We start from the raw sequence: 20281 nt of genomic DNA, 5'->3' as shown, positions 1-20281 counted from the left end.
CCGCCCCCCCCCCCCCCCGCGGGTTCCCCCCCCCCCCCCCCCCCCCCCCCCCCCCCCCCCCCGGGGTGGGGGGGGGGGGGGGGGGGGCCCCCCCCCCGCGAAGAGGCCAGTACAGGCAATACAGGTCTCAGCTCATTTCTTCTGCTTAGGCACCCGCACCAGCTGGCTCTCGGAATAGATGTCATGCCAGCCCCGCTTGCGCTTGTCGATCAACACCCAGAAAAAGCCCAGCCCCAGGCACAGCCACGAGGCGATCGACACCACAAAGCGCAACAGCGCCTGCCACAGGCTGATGGCCGTGCCGTCGGCGTTCTGCACCCGCACGCCCCACACCTGCATGCCCAGGGTCTGCCCGCCATGGGTCCAGAACTTGGCGAAGAACCCGAACAAGGCGAACAGCAACACCGTCGATAGCAGCGGGTCGCCATCCAGGGCGCCGGCCTCGGTCAGCTCGCGCATGCGTGCTTCACCGATGATGGCCATCTGGATCAGCTTGTACGCGCCGGCGGTCACGATCAGCAGCGCCGTGCACAACAGGAAGTCATAGAACATCGCCGCCAGGCGCCGGCCCAGGCCGACCGGTGGAAAATCACCCTGGGGTGAGAGCAGAGGCTTGGACATGCAGAACGGCTCCAGAAGACGAAGCGGCTATTCTACGGGCAAAAAAAAGCCCCTGCACTTGGCAGGGGCTTTTTCGAGTCGGGTTCGGCTTAGCCGAGAACCTGAACTTTGTCAGCTTGCAGGCCTTTCTGGCCTTGCACTGCTTCGAAGGTGACCTTCTGGCCTTCTTTCAGGCTCTTGAAGCCGTTGCCTTCGATAGCGCGGAAGTGCACGAACAGATCAGCACCGCTTTCTGGGGTGATGAAACCGTAACCTTTTTCGTCATTGAACCACTTGACGGTACCGTTCTGACGCTCAGCCATTGTCTTATTTCCTATGAAGCTTGAATTTTGATGACAGTTTCTTTTGCAATAAATGGCAGCAAAAGATTACTGGGCTGGGTTGCAGGAAAGTAAGAGACGTCGAACGGGTTGTAGCAGATTGCGGCTACTGGCCCAGGTCACGAACTGTTGCGACCCATGCAAACACAGTGCACTGACTCTACGCCAACTCCCGAGCGAAAAACAAGCCCTTGGTCATGCGGAAAATCAGCCGTTTGCCGATAACCGACCGATTTGTCGGAAACGGCATGGCGCCTGGCCTGGCGCCATGTTCAAAAGTTATGGGACAGGTTCGAAATCGAATATCACGGCGCTGCCCGCAACCTTCACAAAACGGCTTCAGCCGCGATAGTAACGTTGTGCCACGAAAGGCATTTTACTGACTTTCAAGGCCACCTTCTTGCCGCGCACTACGGCAAACAGCGGTGTGTCGAGGGTGGCATTTTCACTATCGATATAACCCATTGCTATCGGTGCGCCGAGTGTCGGAGCAAAACCGCCACTGCACACTTTGCCAACCGGTTTATCGTTGCCATCGACAATATCCGCACCTCCACGTACCGGTGTGCGTTCCTGCGGCAGCAGGCCGACACGTTTACGTGCCACGCCGTCGCACTGATGGGCGAAGATGGCCTCAGCGCCGGGGAAACCGCCGGCACGCGCGCCATCGGCACGGCGTACCTTGGAAATCGCCCACAGCAGGCTGGCTTCGACCGGGGTGGTTTCGCTGTTCATGTCGTGGCCATACAGGCACAGGCCAGCTTCCAGGCGCAGTGAGTCGCGCGCGCCCAGGCCGATCGGCTGCACTTCGGGCTCGGCCAGCAGGCGGCGGGCCAGGGCCTCGGCAGCGGCAACCGGCACCGAGATTTCGTAACCGTCTTCACCGGTGTAGCCCGAGCGGCTGACGAAGCAGTCTTCGCCCAGCAGCTGCACCGCGCGGAACTGCATGAAGGTCATGCCGGCCACTTCCGGCGCCAGGCGCCCCAGCACTTTGACCGCCGCCGGCCCTTGCAGGGCGAGCAGGGCGCGTTGCTCGAACAGCGGTTGTACCTCGCAGCGGCTGCCAATGTGCGTTTGCAGGTGGGCCAGGTCCTGGTCCTTGCAGGCGGCGTTGACCACCAGGAACAGCGTGTCGTTGCCCAGGTTGGCAACCATCAGGTCGTCGAGAATGCCGCCTTGCTCGTTGGTGAACATGGCATAACGCTGCATGCCCACCGGCAGGTCGATGATATCCACCGGCACCAGGCTTTCCAGGGCTTTGGCGGCATCGCTGCCACGCAGGATGATCTGGCCCATGTGCGAGACATCGAACAGGCCGGCCTGCTCGCGGGTGTGCAGGTGTTCCTTGAGCACGCCCAGCGGGTACTGCACGGGCATGTCATAGCCGGCGAACGGCACCATGCGCGCACCCAGCTCCAGGTGCAGGGCGTGCAGTGGGGTCTTGAGCAGTGTTTCGGACATCGGTGACTCCTTGCTGTTGTTGTCGGGTCAACATTCGATGATGTTGACGGCCAGGCCGCCACGGGCGGTCTCTTTGTATTTGCTTTTCATGTCGGCGCCGGTCTGGCGCATGGTGCGGATGACCTTGTCGAGCGACACGTAGTGCTGCCCGTCGCCGCGCAAGGCCATGCGCACCGCATTGATCGCCTTCACCGAGCCCATGGCGTTGCGCTCGATGCAGGGCACCTGGACCAGCCCGCCGATCGGGTCGCAAGTCAGGCCCAGGTTGTGTTCCATGCCGATCTCGGCAGCGTTTTCCACCTGTTGCACGCTGCCGCCCATCACTTCGCACAGCGCCCCGGCGGCCATCGAGCAGGCCACGCCGACTTCGCCCTGGCAGCCCACTTCGGCGCCGGAGATCGAGGCGTTTTCCTTGTACAGGATGCCAATCGCCGCAGCGGTAAGCAGAAACCGCACCACACCGTCCTCGCTGGCGCCCGGCACGAAGCGCATGTAGTAGTGCAGCACCGCCGGGACGATGCCCGCCGCGCCATTGGTCGGTGCGGTGACCACCCGCCCGCCGTAGGCGTTTTCTTCGTTCACCGCCAGGGCGTAGAGGTTGACCCAGTCGAGTACCGACAGGGCGTCGCGCAGGCTGGCTTCGGGGTGGCGGCTCAGTTGGCGGTACAAGGCCGGTGCGCGGCGCTTGACCTTCAGCCCGCCAGGCAGGATGCCTTCATGCTGGCAGCCGGCTTCGACGCAATCCTGCATCACCTGCCAGATGCGCAGCAGCCCGGCACGGGTTTGCGCTTCGGGGCGCCAGGCCGCCTCGTTGGCCAGCATCACCTGGCTTATCGACAGGCCGTGCGCGGTGCAATGGCCGAGCAGATCCTTGGCGGTCTTGAACGGGTAGGCCAGCGGCGTACTGTCTTCGACGATGCGGTCGTGGCCGGCAGCGTCCTCGTCGACCACGAAACCGCCGCCCACCGAGTAGTACTCGCGGCTGCGGATTTGCAGGCCGGCCTCGTCGAAGGCACGGAAGATCATGCCGTTGGGGTGAAAGTCCAAGGGTTTGCGGATCATCGCCAGGTGCTGCTTTTCGCTGAAGGCAATGCTGTGCTCGCCGAGCAGGTTCAGCCGGCCGCTGTCGCGGATCGCCTGCAGGCGGGCGGGGATGGTGTCGGTGTCGACTACATCGGGGTGTTCGCCTTCAAGGCCCAGCAGCACCGCCTTGTCGCTGCCGTGGCCCTTGCCGGTGGCGCCGAGCGAGCCGTAAAGCTCGGCCTTGACGCTGGCGGTATGGGCCAGCAAGCCGTCACGCCGCAGCCCTTCGGCAAAACGCGCAGCGGCGCGCATCGGGCCGACCGTGTGCGAACTGGAGGGGCCGATGCCGATCTTGAACAGGTCGAAGACGCTCAGTGACATGGGAGACCTCCTGCCAGAAATGCTGGGCGGACGGTGAACCCTGTGGGAGCGGGTTTACCCGCGAATGCGGCGGTAAAGCCACCCTCGTATTCGCGGGTAAACCCGCTCCCACAGAGCCCGCCACCCAAGGGTAGGTGGCGGGGGAGGGGCTATCAGGCGTCCTGATAGCTCTCGATCGACGGGCAGGCGCAGACCAGGTTGCGGTCGCCGAAGACGTTGTCGACCCGGCCGACCGGCGGCCAGTACTTGCCTTCCACCAGGCTCGGCAGCGGGTACACCGCCTGCTCGCGGCTGTAACCATGGGCCCATTCGCCAACCAGCTCGGCCGCGGTGTGCGGGGCGTTCTTCAGCGGGTTGTCGTCCTTGTCCAGGCTACCGTTCTCGACCGCGCGGATTTCCTCGCGGATCTGGATCATCGCGTCGCAGAAGCGGTCCAGTTCTTCCTTGGACTCGCTTTCGGTCGGTTCGATCATCAGCGTGCCCGCCACCGGGAACGACATGGTCGGGGCGTGGAAGCCGAAGTCGATCAGGCGCTTGGCCACGTCATCGACGCTGATGCCACTGCTGTCCTTCAGCGGGCGCAGGTCGAGGATGCACTCGTGGGCGACCAGGCCATTGCCGCCGGTATACAGAACAGGATAGTGCTCTTCCAGGCGACGGGCGATGTAGTTGGCGTTGAGGATCGCCATCTGCGAGGCACGCTTGAGGCCGGCACCGCCCATCATGCGGATGTACATCCAGGTGATCGGCAGGATGCTGGCGCTGCCGAACGGTGCGGCACAGACCGCGCCCGCGGTGTTTTCCAACTGCGCGTGGCCGGGCAGGAACGGCGCCAGGTGCGACTTGACACCGATCGGGCCGACGCCCGGGCCGCCACCGCCGTGCGGGATGCAGAAGGTCTTGTGCAGGTTCAGGTGCGATACGTCGCCGCCGAACTTGCCCGGGGCGCACAGGCCGACCATGGCGTTCATGTTGGCGCCGTCGATGTAAACCTGGCCACCGTTGTCGTGGATGATCGCGCAGATTTCGCCGATCGCTTCCTCGAACACACCGTGAGTCGACGGGTAGGTGATCATGATCGCGGCCAGGCGCTCGCGGTGTTCGATGGCCTTGGCGCGCAGGTCCTCGACATCGACGTTGCCGCGCGCGTCGCAGGCGGTGACCACCACGCGCATGCCGGCCATGTGTGCGGTGGCCGGGTTGGTGCCGTGGGCCGACGACGGGATCAGGCAGATGTCGCGGTGGCCTTCGCCACGGCTGCGGTGGTAGGCGCGAATGGCCAGCAGGCCGGCGTACTCGCCCTGGGAACCGGCGTTGGGCTGCAGCGACACGGCGTCATAGCCGGTGGCGGCGCACAGCATGGCTTCCAGCTCGCTGGTCATCTGCAGGTAGCCCTGGCTCTGTGCGGCCGGGGCAAACGGGTGCAGGTTGCCGAACTCGGCCCAGGTGACCGGGATCATTTCGCTGGCGGCGTTCAGCTTCATGGTGCACGAGCCCAGCGGGATCATGCTGCGGTCCAGCGCCAGGTCCTTGTCGGCCAGGCGGCGCAGGTAACGCATCAGCTCGGTTTCGCTGTGGTAGCGGTTGAACACCGGGTGTTCGAGGATGGCCGACTGGCGCAGCAGGGCGGCCGGCAGCAGCGAGCCGGTGCTGGCGGCCAGGGCGGTGAAATCAGGTTGAGCCTGGTCGCCACCGAGCAGCTGCCACAGGCTCTCGACATCGGCCTGGCTGCTGGTTTCGTCCAGCGACAGGCCCAGGTGGGCGGCATCGATCTGGCGCAGGTTGATGCCCTGGGCGCGTGCCTTGTCATGCAGGGCGGCGGTGCCGCTGCCGGTGGCCAGGGTCAGGGTATCGAAGGCGCTGGCGCCGACTACCTGCACACCCAGGGCCTTCAGGCCGGCGGCCAGAATCGCGGTCAGCGCGTGGGTACGTTCGGCGATGCGCTTGAGGCCGGCCGGGCCGTGGTACACGGCGAACATGCTGGCGATGTTGGCCAGCAGCACCTGGGCGGTGCAGATGTTGCTGGTGGCCTTTTCGCGGCGGATGTGCTGCTCGCGGGTCTGCATGGCCAGGCGCATGGCGCTCTTGCCGAAGCGGTCGATCGACACGCCGACCAGGCGGCCCGGCATGTCGCGCTTGAACGCGTCACGGGTGGCGAAGTAGGCCGCATGCGGGCCACCGAAGCCCAGTGGTACGCCAAAGCGCTGGGCGCTGCCGATGGCCACATCGGCGTCGAATTCGCCCGGCGGGGTCAGCAGGGTCAGCGCCAGCAGGTCGGCGGCTACCGCGACCAGGGCATTGGCAGCGTGGAAGCGCTGCACCACTTCGCGGTAGTCGAACACTTCACCGTTGCTGGCCGGGTATTGCAGCAGGGCGCCGAAGAAGGCACTGACATCACCCAGCTCGCGCTCATCGCCGACCACGATCTCGATACCCAGCGGCTCGGCACGGGTGCGCAGCACGTCGAGGGTTTGCGGGTGGCAGTGCACGGAGGCGAAGAAGGCATGGCTGGCCTTGTTTTTCGACAGGCGCTTGCAGAAGGTCATGGCCTCGGCTGCGGCGGTGGCTTCGTCGAGCAGCGAGGCGTTGGCGATCGGCAGGCCGGTGAGGTCGCTGATCAGGGTCTGGAAGTTCAGCAGGGCTTCCAGGCGGCCCTGGGAAATTTCTGGCTGGTACGGGGTGTAGGCGGTGTACCAGGCCGGGTTTTCCAGCAGGTTGCGCAGGATCGGCGCCGGCGTGTGGGTGTTGTAGTAGCCCTGGCCGATGTAGCTCTTGAACAGCTGGTTCTTGCCGGCGATGGCCTTGAGCGCGGCAAGTGCGTCGGCCTCGCTCTGGCCGTCATGCGAGCCGAGCACGCTGGTGCCCTTGATGCTGTCGGGGATGACTGCGGCGCTCATGGCGTCCAGCGAGTCGAAGCCGAGGGCGGCCAGCATGGCCTGTTCGTCGGCGGTGCGCGGGCCGATGTGGCGGGCGATGAATTCGTTGGCGGTGCCGAGGTTGATGGTCATGGCGGGGTTCCTCAGGCGTCGTCGTTGGCTTTGATCAGGCGGTCGTAGGCGCCCTGGTCGAGCAGGGCGCTCACGGCGCCGGCATCGGCGGGAATGAAGCGGAAGAACCAGCCTTCACCCATCGGGTCTTCGTTGACCAGTTCCGGGCTGTCTTCGAGCTGGTCGTTGACCTGCACCACTTCGCCGGTCAGCGGCATGTACACACCGCTGGCGGCCTTGACCGACTCGACGGTGGATGCCTCGCTGCCTTTCTCGTACTGCTGCAACTCTGGCAGTTGCACGAAAACCACGTCGCCAAGGGCGTTCTGCGCGTAGGCAGTGATGCCCACGGTGACGCTGCCATCGGCTTCGACGCGCAGCCATTCGTGATCTTCAGTGAAACGCAACTCGCTCATGGGGAATCCTCGGGAAGCAGGGCGTTAGGCGCGGTGCATCCGCGCTCTTGGGTCAGGATTCCCTTAGCAAAAATGCGGCCAATCGATAAATTTCGTTATTAATCAATTGGTTATATATTTTTCGTCATCGTTTCGTCATTCTTGTGGAACGAAAACGCTACGGCAGGCTGACGATGTAAAAGGGTTTGGGGATCAAACCCTTGCACAACGTGAGCTGAATGGCTTTGTATCGATTTGATTACAGTGTATTGAAACTGATACATCGGTCTTCGTTATGACGAAGGCTGTTTACTGGCCCGAGCCGGTTTTTTCAAACCAGCCATGGTCCCGATACCACGCCACGGTATCGGCGATGGTCAGCTCCAGTGCCCGGAAGGTCAAACCAAGCGCTTGTTCGCTTTTGCTGTGATCGAAACGCGTCCGGTCCTTTTCCCGTACCAGCAGGCGCAGCGTGGCCAAGCTCAGCAGGATCGGTTTGCCGCTGACCCGTGCGTAAATTTCCTGCACGGCGGCCAGGCAGAACAACAACGCCAGCGGCAACTGCCGTGCGGGCGTCCGTACCCCCGCCAGACGGCCAAGCATCGGTACCAGCTCAGCCATGGTCATATGCCGCCCAGCGGCCAGGTAGCGTTCGCCGCTGCGGCCTTGCGTGGCTGCGGCAATCTGCGTCAACGCCACATCGCGGGCATCGACCACGGCGAAACTGCCGGGGATCAGGCCGGGCAGTTTGCCGCGCACGACATCGTTGACCAGTTGCCCGGAAGAGGTCGGGCCAATGTCGCCAGGGCCCCACATCCAGCCAGGCAACACCATGCAGGCGTGCATGTCGGGGTGCGCTTGTAGAAACGCCTCCACGACGCGGTCGGCGAGGATCTTGCTGCGGTAGTAGTCATCGGCATCCGCTTCGGCCCGCAGGCATGTTTCATCGATGGAAGTGCCGGGGGCGCCGTCGAGCACGGCGATCGACGAAGTGTGGACGAACCGCCGGATGCCGGCCTGGTAGGCCTGATCGAGCAGGCGGCGGGTACCGCTCACATTGATCTGCGCCAGCGCCTGCCAGTGGCTGCCACCTTTGTAGTTGTCACGAAAGAACGCTGCCGTGTGGAACAGCGTATCGCAGCCGCACAGCGACGCGGCGAAGGCATCGACATCGGCCATGTCGCCTTCGACCAGTTCCACTTGCGGCAGGTCAGCGAACTGCAGTTGCCCCTTGGCCTTCGAGCGAACCAGGCCTTTGACCGTGTAGCCACGGGCGACCAGCTCACGCACCAGGTTGTTGCCCAGCAAGCCGGTCGCTCCGGTAACGAACACATTGCGCATATCAGGTGCGTGGAGTGCGCCACAGGCGCGATGTGCAGGGTCTTTACGGCCAGTAGTCATGAATCCGGTTCCATTCGTTTCGAGGAACTCCGGTATACCTGCGCGGCCCCTGTCGAAAAACAGCGGCTGCTGCATAATGGTTTTGCATATCTGCAAACCAGGGAGAGGACATTGCACAAGGCAGCGCAAGCAAACTGGGACGACCTTCGTCTGTTGTTGGCCGTATCGCGGCGTGGCAGCTTTCTTCGGGCTGGCGAGTTGCTGGGTATTGCCCCATCGACGGTGTCGCGTCGGCTAAGCCAGCTGGAGGCGGCACTGGGGGAGCCGCTGGTCGAGCGAGGGGTGGCAGGATGCTGGTTGACCGCAAGGGGCCAGGCCCTGGTGGAGGTGGCGCTGGCCGCCGAAGCGGGTATGCGTCGGCAGACCCGGGCTGGCGCCTCGGAACCGGCCCCCGCGCTTTCGGGCAGTGTCCTGGTGAGTGCCGGGGAAGGGTTCGCCAATGCGGTGCTCGATGCTGCCAGTCAATTCACTGAACTGCACCCCGGCTGCTCGGTGGAGCTGAGCGTGACCGGTGAATTTCACAGTATTGCCCGGGGTGGTGCAGACATTGCCATCCGCACGGCGCACCTGGGGGAGCCCTCGCTGATCTACCGGCCCATCGGCCGGCTTGGCTACGGCGTGTTCGCTGCTGCCGGTTACCTGCAGCGGTTCCCGCAGCTTACCCCCGCGACGGCGGTCAACATCACCCTGCTGCCGCCGCTGGACGCATTGGCGCAACAACGTGCGGCAAAGGCGGCAGGGCTGGGGCGCGCGCCGATCCGCGTCAATTCGTTCAGCGCACAGCTCGAAGCGGTGCGACGAGGCCTGGGTGTGGCGGTGCTGCCGCGGGTTCTGGCCCAGGATCTGATCGAATTGTTCACCGACCTTCCGCTCCCGGACCTGGAGGTCTACCTGGTGACCCGGCCACAGGCGTTGAAGCAGCCGCACATACGCGGTTTTTTCTCCAGCCTGGAGGCGATGCTGCAGCACGCCCTGGGCACAGACCATGGGCAGCATCCGCCGGGCCAGCCTGGCGGCTGAACGTTCGGCGCCTGGCTCAGAAGAACGGCAACGCCAGGTACAGCTTGATGACGATGACATTGATGATATCGATGAAGAACGCCCCCACCATCGGTACCACCAGAAAGGCAATGTGCGAAGCGCCGTAACGCTGGGTCACTGCCTGCATGTTGGCGATGGCTGTCGGCGTGGCACCCAGGCCGAAACCGCAGTGTCCGGCAGCCAGTACTGCGGCATCGTAGTTGCGGCCCATGACGCGGAATGTGACAAACACCGCGAACAGTGCCATGACCAGGGTCTGGGCGGCGAGCAGGACGAAGAACGGCAAGGCCAATGCGGCAAGGTCCCAGAGTTTGAGCGACATCAGGGCAATTGCCAGGAACAATGACAGGCTCACATTGCCCAGTACCGAAACTTCCCGCTCGAATACATGATAGAAACCGAACACGGAAAGGCCGTTGCGCAACACCACGCCCACGAACAACACGCAAACGAAGGTGGGTAATTCGAATGCAGTGCCTTTCAACACACCGTCAAGTAACGAGCCGGCGAGCAGGCTGACCGCGATCAACGCCAATGTTTCAATGAATGAAAAAGAGGTAATCAGGCGCTCTTTGTCCGGTTGTTCGAAACCCTTGGGCAATTGTGGCGCCGCTTCTTCGATACCCGGCGTAGTGACCCGCTTGATCAACTGTCGGGCGACCGGGCCGCCAATCAGACCACCCAGCACCAGGCCGAAGGTCGCTGATGCCATTGCCAGTTCGGAGGCCGAAGCCAGGCCGAACTGTTCGCTGAACGTCGCCCCCCAGGCAGCGCCTGTGCCGTGCCCGCCAGACAAGGTGATGGAGCCGGCCAGCAGGCCCATCAACGGGTCAAGCCCCAGTGCCGTTGCCAGGCCGATGCCCATGGCGTTCTGCACCAGCAGCAGGCCGGTTACCACCAGCAGGAACACGGTAACCACACGGCCACCTTTTTTCAGGCTGGCGAAGTCTGCACTCAAGCCGATGGTCGCGAAGAATGCCAGCATCAGAGGGGCTTGCAATGAGGTGTCGAATTGCACGTGCACATCGAAACCGCGCAATGCCAGCAGTGCCACGGCTACTACCAGGCCGCCGGCGACAGGTTCGGGGATATTGTAGGCACGCAGAAAACCCACGCGCGCGACAAGGCCGCGTCCCAGTAACAGCACCAGCGAGGCGGCTACAAGCGTCCCGTAAAAGTCGAGTTCAAACATCAGGTACTCTCGTTATATGCAGTAGCGAGCCACTTCCCACCCGGCGGCGGAAAGCGGGATGACAGACAGAATTACACTGTCGCCATTCTACGAGGCCTGTGTCGGAGCGTATCTGCCAAACACTTAGGAAAAGCCTGAAGTGCCAAGGCGTTATTTCAACAAGTATCAGGCTTTGCCCGGTATTCCATATTTACGCAGGCGCTGGGCAATGGCGGTATGTGAAGTTTGCAAGCGCCCGGCCAGTTGCCGTGTCGATGGGTAGCTGGCGTACAGACGTTGCAGCAGCTCGCGCTCGAAATCGCCCACGGCCTGTTCCAGGCTGAGCACTTCGCCGTCCTGGCCGCCGGCGACCGAGGTGCCGGCGATGTCCAGGTCGCCGATGTCCACCAGGTTGCCCTCGCAGATGGCCGCTGCGCGAAAAATCACGTTCTGCAACTGGCGCACGTTGCCCGGCCAGGGGTTGGCCAGCAGGGCCGAATGGGTGGCAGCGGTCAGCCGGCAGGCGGGGCGCTGGATCTGCGTGCAGGCCTGCTGCATGAAGAAATGCGCCAGCATCAGGATGTCCTGGCCACGCTCGCGCAGCGGCGGCACCTGCAGGTTGAGCACGTTCAGGCGGTAGAACAGGTCTTCGCGGAAGCTGCCTTCGGCGACCATCCGTTCCAGGTCACGGTGGGTGGCGCTGATGATGCGCACATCGACCTTCACTTCGCGGTCGCCACCCACCCGGCGGAAGCTGCCATCGCTGAGAAAACGCAGCAGCTTGGCTTGCAGGTACGGTGACATTTCGCCGATTTCGTCGAGAAACACCGTGCCCTGGTTGGCCAGTTCCATCAGCCCGGGCTTGCCCCCCCGTTGCGCGCCGGTGAAGGCGCCGGGGGCGTAACCGAACAGTTCGCTCTCGGCCAGGCTCTCGGGCAGCGCCGCGCAGTTCAGGGCCAGGAACGGCGCTGCGTGGCGGCTGCTGATGGCGTGGCAGGCACGGGCCACCAGCTCTTTGCCGGTGCCGGTTTCGCCATGCACCAGCAAGGGCGCATCGAGCGCCGCCACGCGCAGGGCGCGGGCCTTGAGGGTACGGATGGCCGGCGACTCGCCCAGCAAGGCATCGAAACCTTCGGCGTGGTCGTGGTGCAGGGCCGACAGGCGTTCGCCCATGCGCGTCGGCGGGTACAGGGTCAGCAGGCCACCGGCGTTGGTGATCGGCGTTGCGTCGAGCAGCAGGCTGTGGCCGTTCAGCTGCATTTCGCGCATGGGCAGGTGGAAGTTGTTGTCCAGCAGCGCCTGCAGCAGCGCCGGGTCGCCGAACAGCTCCCCCACCGAGCGCCCGGCCGATTCACGGCCGCACAGCTCGATCAGGGCCGGGTTGGCCAGCAGCACCTTGCCGGCGCTGTCCACGGCCAGCACCGGGTCGCTCATCGCCGCCAGCAGGGCATCGAGCTGCAGGTGCCGGCGTTGGCCGGGGAGGATGTCGACCACCTCCACCGATCGCACGCCATGCACCTCGAACAGCGCGTCGTGCAGTTCTTCGAGCACGGCGGGGCTGAGGGTGGGGGCGTCGATGTAGACGTTCGGCGGGACCATCTCCACGGCGTCCAGGTTGAGGTTGCGGGCACCGAGCAGGGCGAGGACTTCCTGGGTGATGCCGACGCGGTCGATGAAGCTGACGTGGATGCGCATGGGGAGGGTGAGGTGGTGGCCGGGGGAGGGCGGTAGTATGCCCTAACATCGCCGGGGCCGCTTTGCGGCCCATCGCCGGCAAGCCAGCTCCCACCCCGACTGCATCGACCTCAGGTCATGTGCTGTCCCTGTGGGAGCTGGCTTGCCGGCGATGGGCTGCGAAGCAGCCCCGGTTTGCAAGATCACTCCAGATGTTCAGGCTTGATCGGGTCGCCCGACTTCACATCGAGCTTCTGGCGAATGTCTTCGAACATCGCGTCGTACAGCTTGTGCGGCGAACCCAGGGTCTCGAACTTCTGATGCGGCGCCAGGTAGGACTGGGCCTTGCGCGAGGCGACCATGAGGAAGCTCGGCAGCACCTGATCCTTGGGCAGGAAGAACTTGTCGTCGATCGTCTTGCCTTCGATGGTGCCGTGCATGCGGAACTGGATGCCGCGGCCTTCCTTGGGGTCTGTCGCGGCCTCGTATTCGATGTTCAGGTCATAGCTGTGGTCGTTCTTGTTCAGCGCGGTGCGCTCGATGTGTACATGACCGGGCTCGTACTTGGCCATGGCGGGCTCCTCTGCAAGGTGAAAAGGGCGGGCCCATCGGCCCGCCCACTGCATTCAACGGTAGCTGATCCCCGGCTTGGCGGTGGACACCCGCGTACCGGCGCTGCCTTTGACGATGTCTTCGATGTTTTCCAGCGAACTGATCACCGCCACCTTGCCGGTATTGCGGGCAAAATCGCAGGCCGCCTGCACCTTCGGCCCCATGGAGCCGGCAGCGAAGCCGAGGCGTTCCAGTTCGTCGGGGTGCGCCTGGGCAATGGCTTTCTGGGTCGGCTTGCCCCAGTCGATGTAGGCCGCATCGACGTCGGTGGCGATGATCAGCAGGTCGGCGTCCAGTTGCTCCGCCAGCAGGGCTGAGCACAGGTCCTTGTCGATCACCGCCTCGATGCCCTTGAGCTTGCGGTTCTCGTCGTACATGGTGGGGATGCCGCCGCCGCCGGCGCAGATCACGATGCTGCTCTTTTCCAGCAGCCACTTGATCGGGCGGATCTCGAAGATGCGCTTGGGTTTCGGGCTGGCGACCACGCGGCGGTACTTGTCGCCGTCGGCCTTGACCACCCAGCCTTTCTCCTTGGCCAGGCGCTCGGCCTCTTCCTTGCCGTAGACCGGGCCGATGAACTTGGTCGGGTCCTTGAAGGCGGGGTCGTTGGCGTCCACTTCGACCTGGGTCAGCAGGGTGGCGAACGGCACTTCGAAGGCCAGCAGGTTGCCCAGTTCCTGTTCGATCATGTAGCCGATCATGCCCTCGGTCTCGGCCCCCAGCACATCCAGCGGGTAGGCCTCGTCGGGCTTGTAGGAAAGCCCTTGCAGCGACAGCAGGCCGACTTGCGGGCCGTTGCCGTGGGCGATGACCAGTTCGTTGCCCGGGTGGATCTTGGCAATCTGTTCGGTGGCGGTACGGATATTGGCGCGCTGGTTGTCAGCGGTCATGGGCTCGCCGCGACGCAGCAGGGCGTTACCGCCCAATGCAACAACGATACGCATGGGGAATGTCCTTTAACGAAAGAAGGGAGCGCTGTTCTCGAATGGGTTTCGCCGCCCCTGTGGGAGCGGGTTTACCCGCGAATGCGTCAGCCCAGGCAACCGCGCGGGTGCTACTGACGCTTTCGCGGGTGAACCCGCTCCCACAGGGATTCGGGTCGCCCGGGCTATCGAGTCAGCTCTTACAGGTCAGCCAACGTCGAAACCAGAATCGCCTTGATCGTGTGCATGCGGTTTTCCGCCTGCTCGAAGGCGATGCAGGCCGGCGACTCGAACACGTCGTCGGTCACTTCGATGCCGTTGGCCAGGTCCGGGTACTGTTCGGCGATCTGCTTGCCGACCTTGGTTTCCGAGTTGTGGAACGCCGGCAGGCAGTGCATGAACTTGGTCCGCGGGTTGCCGGTGGACTTCATCAGTTGCGTATTCACCTGGTATGGCTTGAGCAGCTTGATGCGCTCACCCCAGGCTTCGATTGGCTCACCCATCGACACCCAGACATCGGTGTGCACGAAATCCACACCCTTGACGGCGGCTACCGGGTCTTCGGTGAGGGTGATGCGCGCGCCGCTTTCTTCGGCGTACTGCCTGCAGCGCTCGACCAGGTCGTCGTGTGGCCACAGCGCCTTGGGCGCCGCGATGCGCACGTCCATGCCGAGCTTGGCGCCGATCAGCAGCAGCGAGTTGCCCATGTTGTTGCGGGCGTCGCCCAGGTAGGCGTAGCTGATGTCGTGCAGTGGCTTGTCGCTGTGCTCACGCATGGTCAGCACATCGGCGATCATCTGCGTCGGGTGGTATTCGTCGGTCAGGCCGTTGAACACTGGAACACCGGCGAACTTGGCCAGCTCTTCGACGATTTCCTGCTTGAAGCCACGGTACTCGATGGCGTCATACATGCGCCCGAGCACGCGGGCGGTGTCCTTCATGCTCTCCTTGTGGCCGATCTGCGAAGAGTTGGGGTCGATGTAGGTCACGTTGGCGCCCTGGTCATAGGCGGCCACTTCGAAGGCGCAGCGGGTACGGGTAGAGGTTTTTTCGAAGATCAGGGCGATGTTGTTGCCCTTCAGGTGTTGTTGTTCGGTGCCGGTGTATTTGGCGCGCTTGAGGTCGCGCGACAGGTCCAGCAGATAGCGCAGCTCGCGGGTGGTGTGGTGTTCCAGGCTGAGCAGGTTGCGGTTGTGGATATTGAACGCCATGACATTTCTCCTTGAGTTTGGTGAACGCACCGGCCGCCGCTTTTTGAGGGCGGCCGGGGGTAATGGTCGTTAGTAGTCGATCGGGTCGCGTACGATCGGGCAGGTCATGCAGTGGCCGCCGCCACGGCCCCGGCCCAGTTCGCCGGCGCTGATGGTGATGACCTCGATCCCGGCCTTGCGCAGCAGGGTATTGGTGTAGGTGTTGCGGTCGTAGCCAATGACCACGCCCGGTTCGATGGCCACCACGTTGTTGCCGTCATCCCACTGTTCGCGTTCGGCGGCGAAGCTGTTGCCGCCGGTTTCGACCACGCGCAGCTTGACCCCCAGTTGCTCGCCCACCACCTCGATGAACGACTTGTTGATGCGGCGTACATCCATGCCGTAAGGCTTGCTTTCGTCGGGGCGGATGATGAACGGAATGATCTCTTTCACCACTTCCGGGAAGACCGTGACCAGGTCGCGGTCGCAGAAGCTGAACACGGTGTCCAGGTGCATGGCGGCGCGGGACTTCGGCAGGCCGGCGACGATCACTTCCTTGACTGCGCCCTTGGCAAACAGGTTGCGCGCCAACTGGCCGATGGCCTGGCGCGAGGTGCGCTCGCCCATGCCGATCAGCACGATGCCGTTGCCGATCGGCATCACGTCACCGCCTTCGAGGGTGGACTGGCCATGTTCCTTGTCCGGGTCGCCGTACCAGACTTCGAAGTCGGCGTTGGTGAACTCCTTGTGGAACTTGTAAATGGCGGTGGTCAGCAGGGTTTCCTGGCGGCGCGCCGGCCAGTACATCGGGTTCAGCGTCACGCCGCCGTAGATCCAGCAGGTGGTGTCGCGGGTGAACTGGGTGTTGGGCAGCGGCGGCAGGATGAAGCTGGAGTGGCCCAGGTAGTCGTTGTACATCTTGACCACATCGGCGCCTTCGCTCTGTGGCAGGTCCTGGCCGGCCACACCGCCAATCAGGAACTCGGCCAGGTGGCGCGGCTCGAGGCCTTCGAGCCAGCTGCGTACTTCGTTGTTCAGGCCGACACCGACGGTGTCATCGGTGATCTTGCGGTCGAGGATCCACTTCAATGCTTCGGGTTGCTGCACGATGTCGGTCAGCAGGTTGTGCATTTCCAGCACATCGACGCCGCGCTCGCGCATCTTGGTGACGAAGTCGAAATGGTCACGCTTGGCCTGATCGACCCAGATCACGTCGTCGAACAGCAGCTCGTCACAGTTGCTCGGCGTCAGGCGCTTGTGCGCCAGGCCCGGGGCGCAAACCATCACCTTGCGCAGTTTGCCGGCTTCGGAGTGGACACCGTACTTCTGTTTTTCAGCGGACATGGTTTCATTCCTCCAGTTGAACGATGACGTGGGTCAAAGGGTCAGGAAGCCGTCGTACAGGCCAAAGGCTGCCACCAGGGCGCCAATGACCACGGCTGCGAAGATCAGCTTTTCCACGTTGGTGAAGACAGGTTGGCCGACTTCACGCTTGGCCTTGGCGAACAGGATTGCGCCAGGTGCGTAGAGCAGGGCCGAGAGCAGCAGGTATTTCACACCGCCGGCGTACAGCAGCCAGACGGCATACAACAGGGCGATGCCGCCGATGATCAGGTCCTTCTTGCGTTCAGCCAGGGCCTGTTCGTAGGTTTCGCTGCGCCATGCCAGCAGGAAGGCGTAGGCCGCCGACCACAGGTAAGGCACCAGGATCATCGAGGTGGCGAGGTAGATCAGCGACAGGTAGGTACTGTTGGAGAACAGCGTGATCACCAGGAAGATCTGCACCATGGCGTTGGTCAGCCACAGGGCGTTGGCCGGCACCTGGTTGGCGTTCTCGCGGCGCAGGAACTCCGGCATGGTGTGGTCCTTGGCGGCGGCGAACATGATCTCGGCGCACAGCAGCACCCACGACAGCAGGGCCCCGAGCAGCGAGATGATCAGGCCGACGCTGATCAGCACCGCGCCCCAGTGGCCGACCACATGCTCCAGCACCGCAGCCATCGACGGGTTCTGCAACTTGGCCAGTTCCGGTTGGGTCATGATGCCCAGCGACAGCACGTTGACCAGCACCAGGAACAGCAGCACGGTCACGAAGCCGATCACCGTGGCCTTGCCCACATCAGAGCGTTTTTCCGCCCGCGACGAGAAGATGCTCGCACCCTCGATGCCGATGAACACCCAGACGGTGACCAGCATCATGTTGCGCACCTGGTTCATCACGCTGCCAAGCTCTGGCGTGCCGACGGCCCAGATGTCGGCGGTGAAGATGTCGAGCTTGAAGGCGAACAGGCAGATCAGCGCGAACAGCAGCAGCGGCACCACTTTGGCCACGGTGGTGACCAGGTTGATGAACGCCGCTTCCTTGATGCCGCGCAGTACCAGGAAGTGCACCGCCCACAGCAGCACTGAGGCGCCGATGATGGCCGCCGGGGTGTTGCCTTCGCCGAAGATCGGGAAGAAGTAGCCCAGGGTGCTGAACAGCAGCACGAAGTAGCCGACGTTGCCCAGCCAGGCGCTGATCCAGTAGCCCCAGGCCGAGGAGAAGCCCATGTAGTCGCCGAAACCGGCCTTGGCGTAGGCATACACCCCGCCGTCCAGGTCCGGTTTGCGGTTGGCCAGGGTCTGGAACACGAAGGCCAGGGTCAGCATGCCGACCGCGGTGATGGCCCAGCCGATCAGCACTGCGCCAACCCCGGCGCTGGCCGCCATGTTTTGCGGCAACGAGAAGATCCCGCCACCAATCATCGAACCGACGACAAGTGCAACTAACGCGCCGAGCTTTAGTTTTCCGGATGAATCAGACATTTAACAACTCCTGCCAGGAGAAAGTTGACCACAGCGTAAATCCGACGCCGTTGCCATTCGCTGACTTAGGTCAGTTGATGGCCACGTGAAGTAGGAAAATTCCTTCACGGGTGCTCCTGGAGAGTGCCGACAGCTTCTGCTGCAGGCCTTGCGCGCTGGCACCTCCATGTCCTTCTAGAGCAATCGCTCTGTCAGCCTGCGATGCTTGAAGCTAGCCGCTTTTGCCGCTTTCGCAAATTTTTCAGAAGAATTTCGAGTTTTATCAGTTTCTTTGCTAGTTGCCCTTCAGTTGCCAGTTTTCTAGCCAACGCAAGGCATAGACAAAGCGGTTATTAGTGCTATAGCTTGATTAGCCAGAAGTCTTATAAGTCAGCATGTTTATATGGCCCGCATGGCTGTTTCAAACGCATGACGGCGGGTGAAAAAAAGGGAGGCTCATGAGCGAACCGGGACAGAAGCTGCGCCTGGGCGCGCTGATCGCGCTGGTGGTCGGCTCGATGATTGGCGGCGGGATCTTCTCGCTGCCGCAGAACATGGCGGCGCGCGCCGATGTCGGCGCGGTGCTGATCGGCTGGGGTATCACGGCGATCGGCATGCTGGCCCTGGCGTTCGTGTTCCAGACCCTGGCCAACCGCAAGCCGGAGCTGGATTCGGGGGTGTACGCCTATGCCAAGGCCGGTTTCGGCGACTACATGGGCTTCTCCTCGGCCTGGGGCTACTGGATCAGCGCCTGGCTGGGCAACGTCGGCTACTTCGTGCTGCTGTTCAGCACCTTGGGTTTCTACTTCCCGGTGTTCGGCGAAGGCAACACGCCAATCGCCATCGGCTGCGCCTCGCTGCTGTTGTGGGCGGTGCACTTTCTGGTGTTGCGCGGTATCAAGGAGGCGGCCTTCATCAACCAGGTGACCACCGTGGCCAAGGTGGTGCCGCTGCTGATTTTCGTGGTGATCGCAGCATTCGCCTTTCGCGCCGACATCTTCACCCGGGACATCTGGGGCCTGAGCAATCCGCAGTTCGGCAGCGTGCTGGAACAGGTGCGCAACATGATGCTGGTGACGGTGTTCGTGTTCATCGGCATCGAGGGCGCCAGCGTGTACTCCGGGCGCGCCCAGCGCCGCTCGGATGTCGGCAAGGCCACGGTGATCGGCTTCCTCGGGGTGCTGGCGTTGCTGGTACTGGTCAACGTGCTGTCGCTGGGGGTGATGACCCAGCCGGAGCTGGCCGGGCTGCAGAACCCGTCACTGGCCTCGGTGCTGGAGCATATCGTCGGGCCCTGGGGCGCCTTGCTGATCAGCCTCGGCCTGGCGGTTTCGCTGCTCGGCGCGCTGCTGTCGTGGGCGCTGCTGTGCGCCGAAATTCTCTACGCCACGGCGCGGGACAAGACCATGCCGCGCTTCCTCGCCAAGGAAAACACCAATCAGGTGCCGGCCAACGCCCTGTGGCTGACCAACTGCATGATCCAGGGCTTCCTGCTGATCACGCTGTTTTCCGCCGGTACCTACACCAGCCTGATTTACCTGGCCTCGTCGATGATTCTGGTGCCCTACCTGTGGTCGGCGGCCTACGCCGTGTTGCTGGCGGTACGTGCAGAAACCTACGCCGGGCAACCGGCCTTGCGCCGCAAGGACCTGCTGGTGGCACTGGTCGCCCTGCTGTATGCCGTGTGGCTGTTGTACGCCGGCGGGCTCAAGTACCTGTTGCTGTCGGCGCTGCTGTATGCGCCGGGCGTGATCCTGTTCGCCAGGGCCAAGCATGAGCAGGGGCAAACCCTGTTCACCCGCTGGGAAAAGCTGATTTTCGCCGCCGTGCTGGCGGGCGCCGCGCTGGCAGCCTATGCGCTTTTTTCAGGGCTGCTGAGCTTGTGACGGGCAGGGCAGGCATGCTCCGGGCGTGACCAGATCCACAGGTTGCCCAAGGCCATGCCGGCGATGGCCAGGAACACCGGCCAGTGGTGTTGCAGAAACGTCAGCATCAGGCCTGCGCACAGCAGCATGCTGAGGGTCGCGCTGACCTTGGCGCGGCGCTGGATCACCTTGCCATTGCGCCAGTTGTACAGGATCGGCCCGAACAACCGGTGGTTGTCCAGCCAGGCAGACAGGCGCGGTGAACTGCGGGTGGCCGCCCAGGCGGCCAGCAGGATGAATTCAGTGGTCGGCAGGCCGGGAATGACGATCGCGACCAGGCCCACGCCCAGGCTCACATAAGCCAGGGTCGCATACAGCAGGCGGGCGAGTTTCGAGCGGGCGGGTCGGGTCATGTTCTCACTGCATAAAACG

General features: G+C 63.4%; 17 protein-coding genes. 2 read left to right on the top strand and 15 right to left on the bottom strand.

Annotated elements, in window-relative coordinates; genetic code table 11:
• Positions 1-132: 132 nt before the first annotated feature.
• The 7 genes from C6A77_RS16360 to C6A77_RS16330 all read right to left on the bottom strand — a co-directional run bounded on the left by C6A77_RS16360 (position 133) and on the right by C6A77_RS16330 (position 8529).
• Entirely contained in the window at positions 133-621 is a 489-nt protein-coding gene (locus tag C6A77_RS16360; protein ID WP_114170403.1) for an RDD family protein, read from the bottom strand.
• A gap of 89 nt (positions 622-710) precedes the next feature.
• The gene (locus C6A77_RS16355) at positions 711-923 is read right to left on the bottom strand and encodes a cold-shock protein (RefSeq protein WP_012316046.1); all 213 of its coding nucleotides are present in this window, start codon (positions 921-923) and stop codon (positions 711-713) included.
• Positions 924-1280: 357 nt separating this feature from the next.
• Complete coding sequence (gene gcvT, locus C6A77_RS16350) at positions 1281-2402, bottom strand: glycine cleavage system aminomethyltransferase GcvT (RefSeq protein WP_114170402.1); 1122 nt, start codon at positions 2400-2402, stop codon at positions 1281-1283.
• 27 nt (positions 2403-2429) lie between these two features.
• Complete coding sequence (locus C6A77_RS16345; RefSeq protein WP_114170401.1) at positions 2430-3806, bottom strand: L-serine ammonia-lyase; 1377 nt, start codon at positions 3804-3806, stop codon at positions 2430-2432.
• A 152-nt stretch (positions 3807-3958) separates the two neighbouring features.
• Positions 3959-6814, bottom strand: a complete 2856-nt coding sequence (gcvP, locus tag C6A77_RS16340) for an aminomethyl-transferring glycine dehydrogenase (protein WP_114170400.1) — start codon at positions 6812-6814, stop codon at positions 3959-3961.
• An 11-nt stretch (positions 6815-6825) separates the two neighbouring features.
• Complete coding sequence (gene gcvH, locus C6A77_RS16335; protein WP_114170399.1) at positions 6826-7209, bottom strand: glycine cleavage system protein GcvH; 384 nt, start codon at positions 7207-7209, stop codon at positions 6826-6828.
• Positions 7210-7497: 288 nt separating this feature from the next.
• A complete protein-coding gene (locus C6A77_RS16330) occupies positions 7498-8529 on the bottom strand; it encodes an SDR family oxidoreductase (RefSeq protein ID WP_114170398.1) in 1032 nt (343 codons plus the stop codon).
• Between the two features lie 171 nt (positions 8530-8700).
• Here C6A77_RS16330 and C6A77_RS16325 point away from each other — a divergent pair, with 171 nt between their 5' ends.
• A complete protein-coding gene (locus tag C6A77_RS16325) occupies positions 8701-9609 on the top strand; it encodes a LysR family transcriptional regulator (RefSeq protein WP_241507433.1) in 909 nt (302 codons plus the stop codon).
• 16 nt (positions 9610-9625) lie between these two features.
• On the opposite strand, the gene gltS is transcribed toward C6A77_RS16325, so the two are convergent.
• The 7 genes from gltS to arcD (C6A77_RS16290) all read right to left on the bottom strand — a co-directional run bounded on the left by gltS (position 9626) and on the right by arcD (C6A77_RS16290) (position 18005).
• The gene (gltS, locus tag C6A77_RS16320) at positions 9626-10822 is read right to left on the bottom strand and encodes a sodium/glutamate symporter (RefSeq protein WP_114170396.1); all 1197 of its coding nucleotides are present in this window, start codon (positions 10820-10822) and stop codon (positions 9626-9628) included.
• A gap of 165 nt (positions 10823-10987) precedes the next feature.
• Positions 10988-12496: a sigma-54-dependent transcriptional regulator gene (locus tag C6A77_RS16315; protein ID WP_114170395.1), complete on the bottom strand. Its 1509-nt coding sequence runs from the start codon at positions 12494-12496 to the stop codon at positions 10988-10990.
• A gap of 182 nt (positions 12497-12678) precedes the next feature.
• The gene (locus C6A77_RS16310; protein ID WP_114170394.1) at positions 12679-13047 is read right to left on the bottom strand and encodes a DUF5064 family protein; all 369 of its coding nucleotides are present in this window, start codon (positions 13045-13047) and stop codon (positions 12679-12681) included.
• Positions 13048-13101: 54 nt separating this feature from the next.
• Positions 13102-14031, bottom strand: coding sequence for a carbamate kinase (arcC, locus tag C6A77_RS16305; RefSeq protein WP_114170393.1), 930 nt, complete (start codon positions 14029-14031; stop codon positions 13102-13104).
• A 179-nt stretch (positions 14032-14210) separates the two neighbouring features.
• Positions 14211-15221: an ornithine carbamoyltransferase gene (locus tag C6A77_RS16300; protein ID WP_114170392.1), complete on the bottom strand. Its 1011-nt coding sequence runs from the start codon at positions 15219-15221 to the stop codon at positions 14211-14213.
• A 69-nt stretch (positions 15222-15290) separates the two neighbouring features.
• The gene (gene arcA / locus C6A77_RS16295; RefSeq protein WP_112250824.1) at positions 15291-16544 is read right to left on the bottom strand and encodes an arginine deiminase; all 1254 of its coding nucleotides are present in this window, start codon (positions 16542-16544) and stop codon (positions 15291-15293) included.
• Positions 16545-16577: 33 nt separating this feature from the next.
• Entirely contained in the window at positions 16578-18005 is a 1428-nt protein-coding gene (gene arcD / locus C6A77_RS16290) for an arginine-ornithine antiporter (protein WP_112250826.1), read from the bottom strand.
• Between the two features lie 437 nt (positions 18006-18442).
• Here arcD (C6A77_RS16290) and arcD (C6A77_RS16285) point away from each other — a divergent pair, with 437 nt between their 5' ends.
• Complete coding sequence (gene arcD, locus C6A77_RS16285; RefSeq protein WP_114170391.1) at positions 18443-19870, top strand: arginine-ornithine antiporter; 1428 nt, start codon at positions 18443-18445, stop codon at positions 19868-19870.
• Here the strand turns inward: arcD (C6A77_RS16285) and C6A77_RS16280 are convergent.
• On the bottom strand, positions 19837-20262 hold the full coding sequence (locus C6A77_RS16280) for a YbaN family protein (RefSeq protein ID WP_114170390.1): 426 nt from the start codon (positions 20260-20262) through the stop codon (positions 19837-19839). The two genes, arcD (C6A77_RS16285) and C6A77_RS16280, sit on opposite strands and share 34 nt — an antisense overlap.
• Between the last annotated feature and the right edge of the window lie 19 nt (positions 20263-20281).

It is taken from the genome of Pseudomonas sp. AFG_SD02_1510_Pfu_092, from assembly GCF_003331055.1.
Lineage (GTDB): Bacteria > Pseudomonadota > Gammaproteobacteria > Pseudomonadales > Pseudomonadaceae > Aquipseudomonas.
Note: the sequence above shows the minus strand (reverse complement) of the source record. Positions and strands in the feature narration are given on the sequence as shown.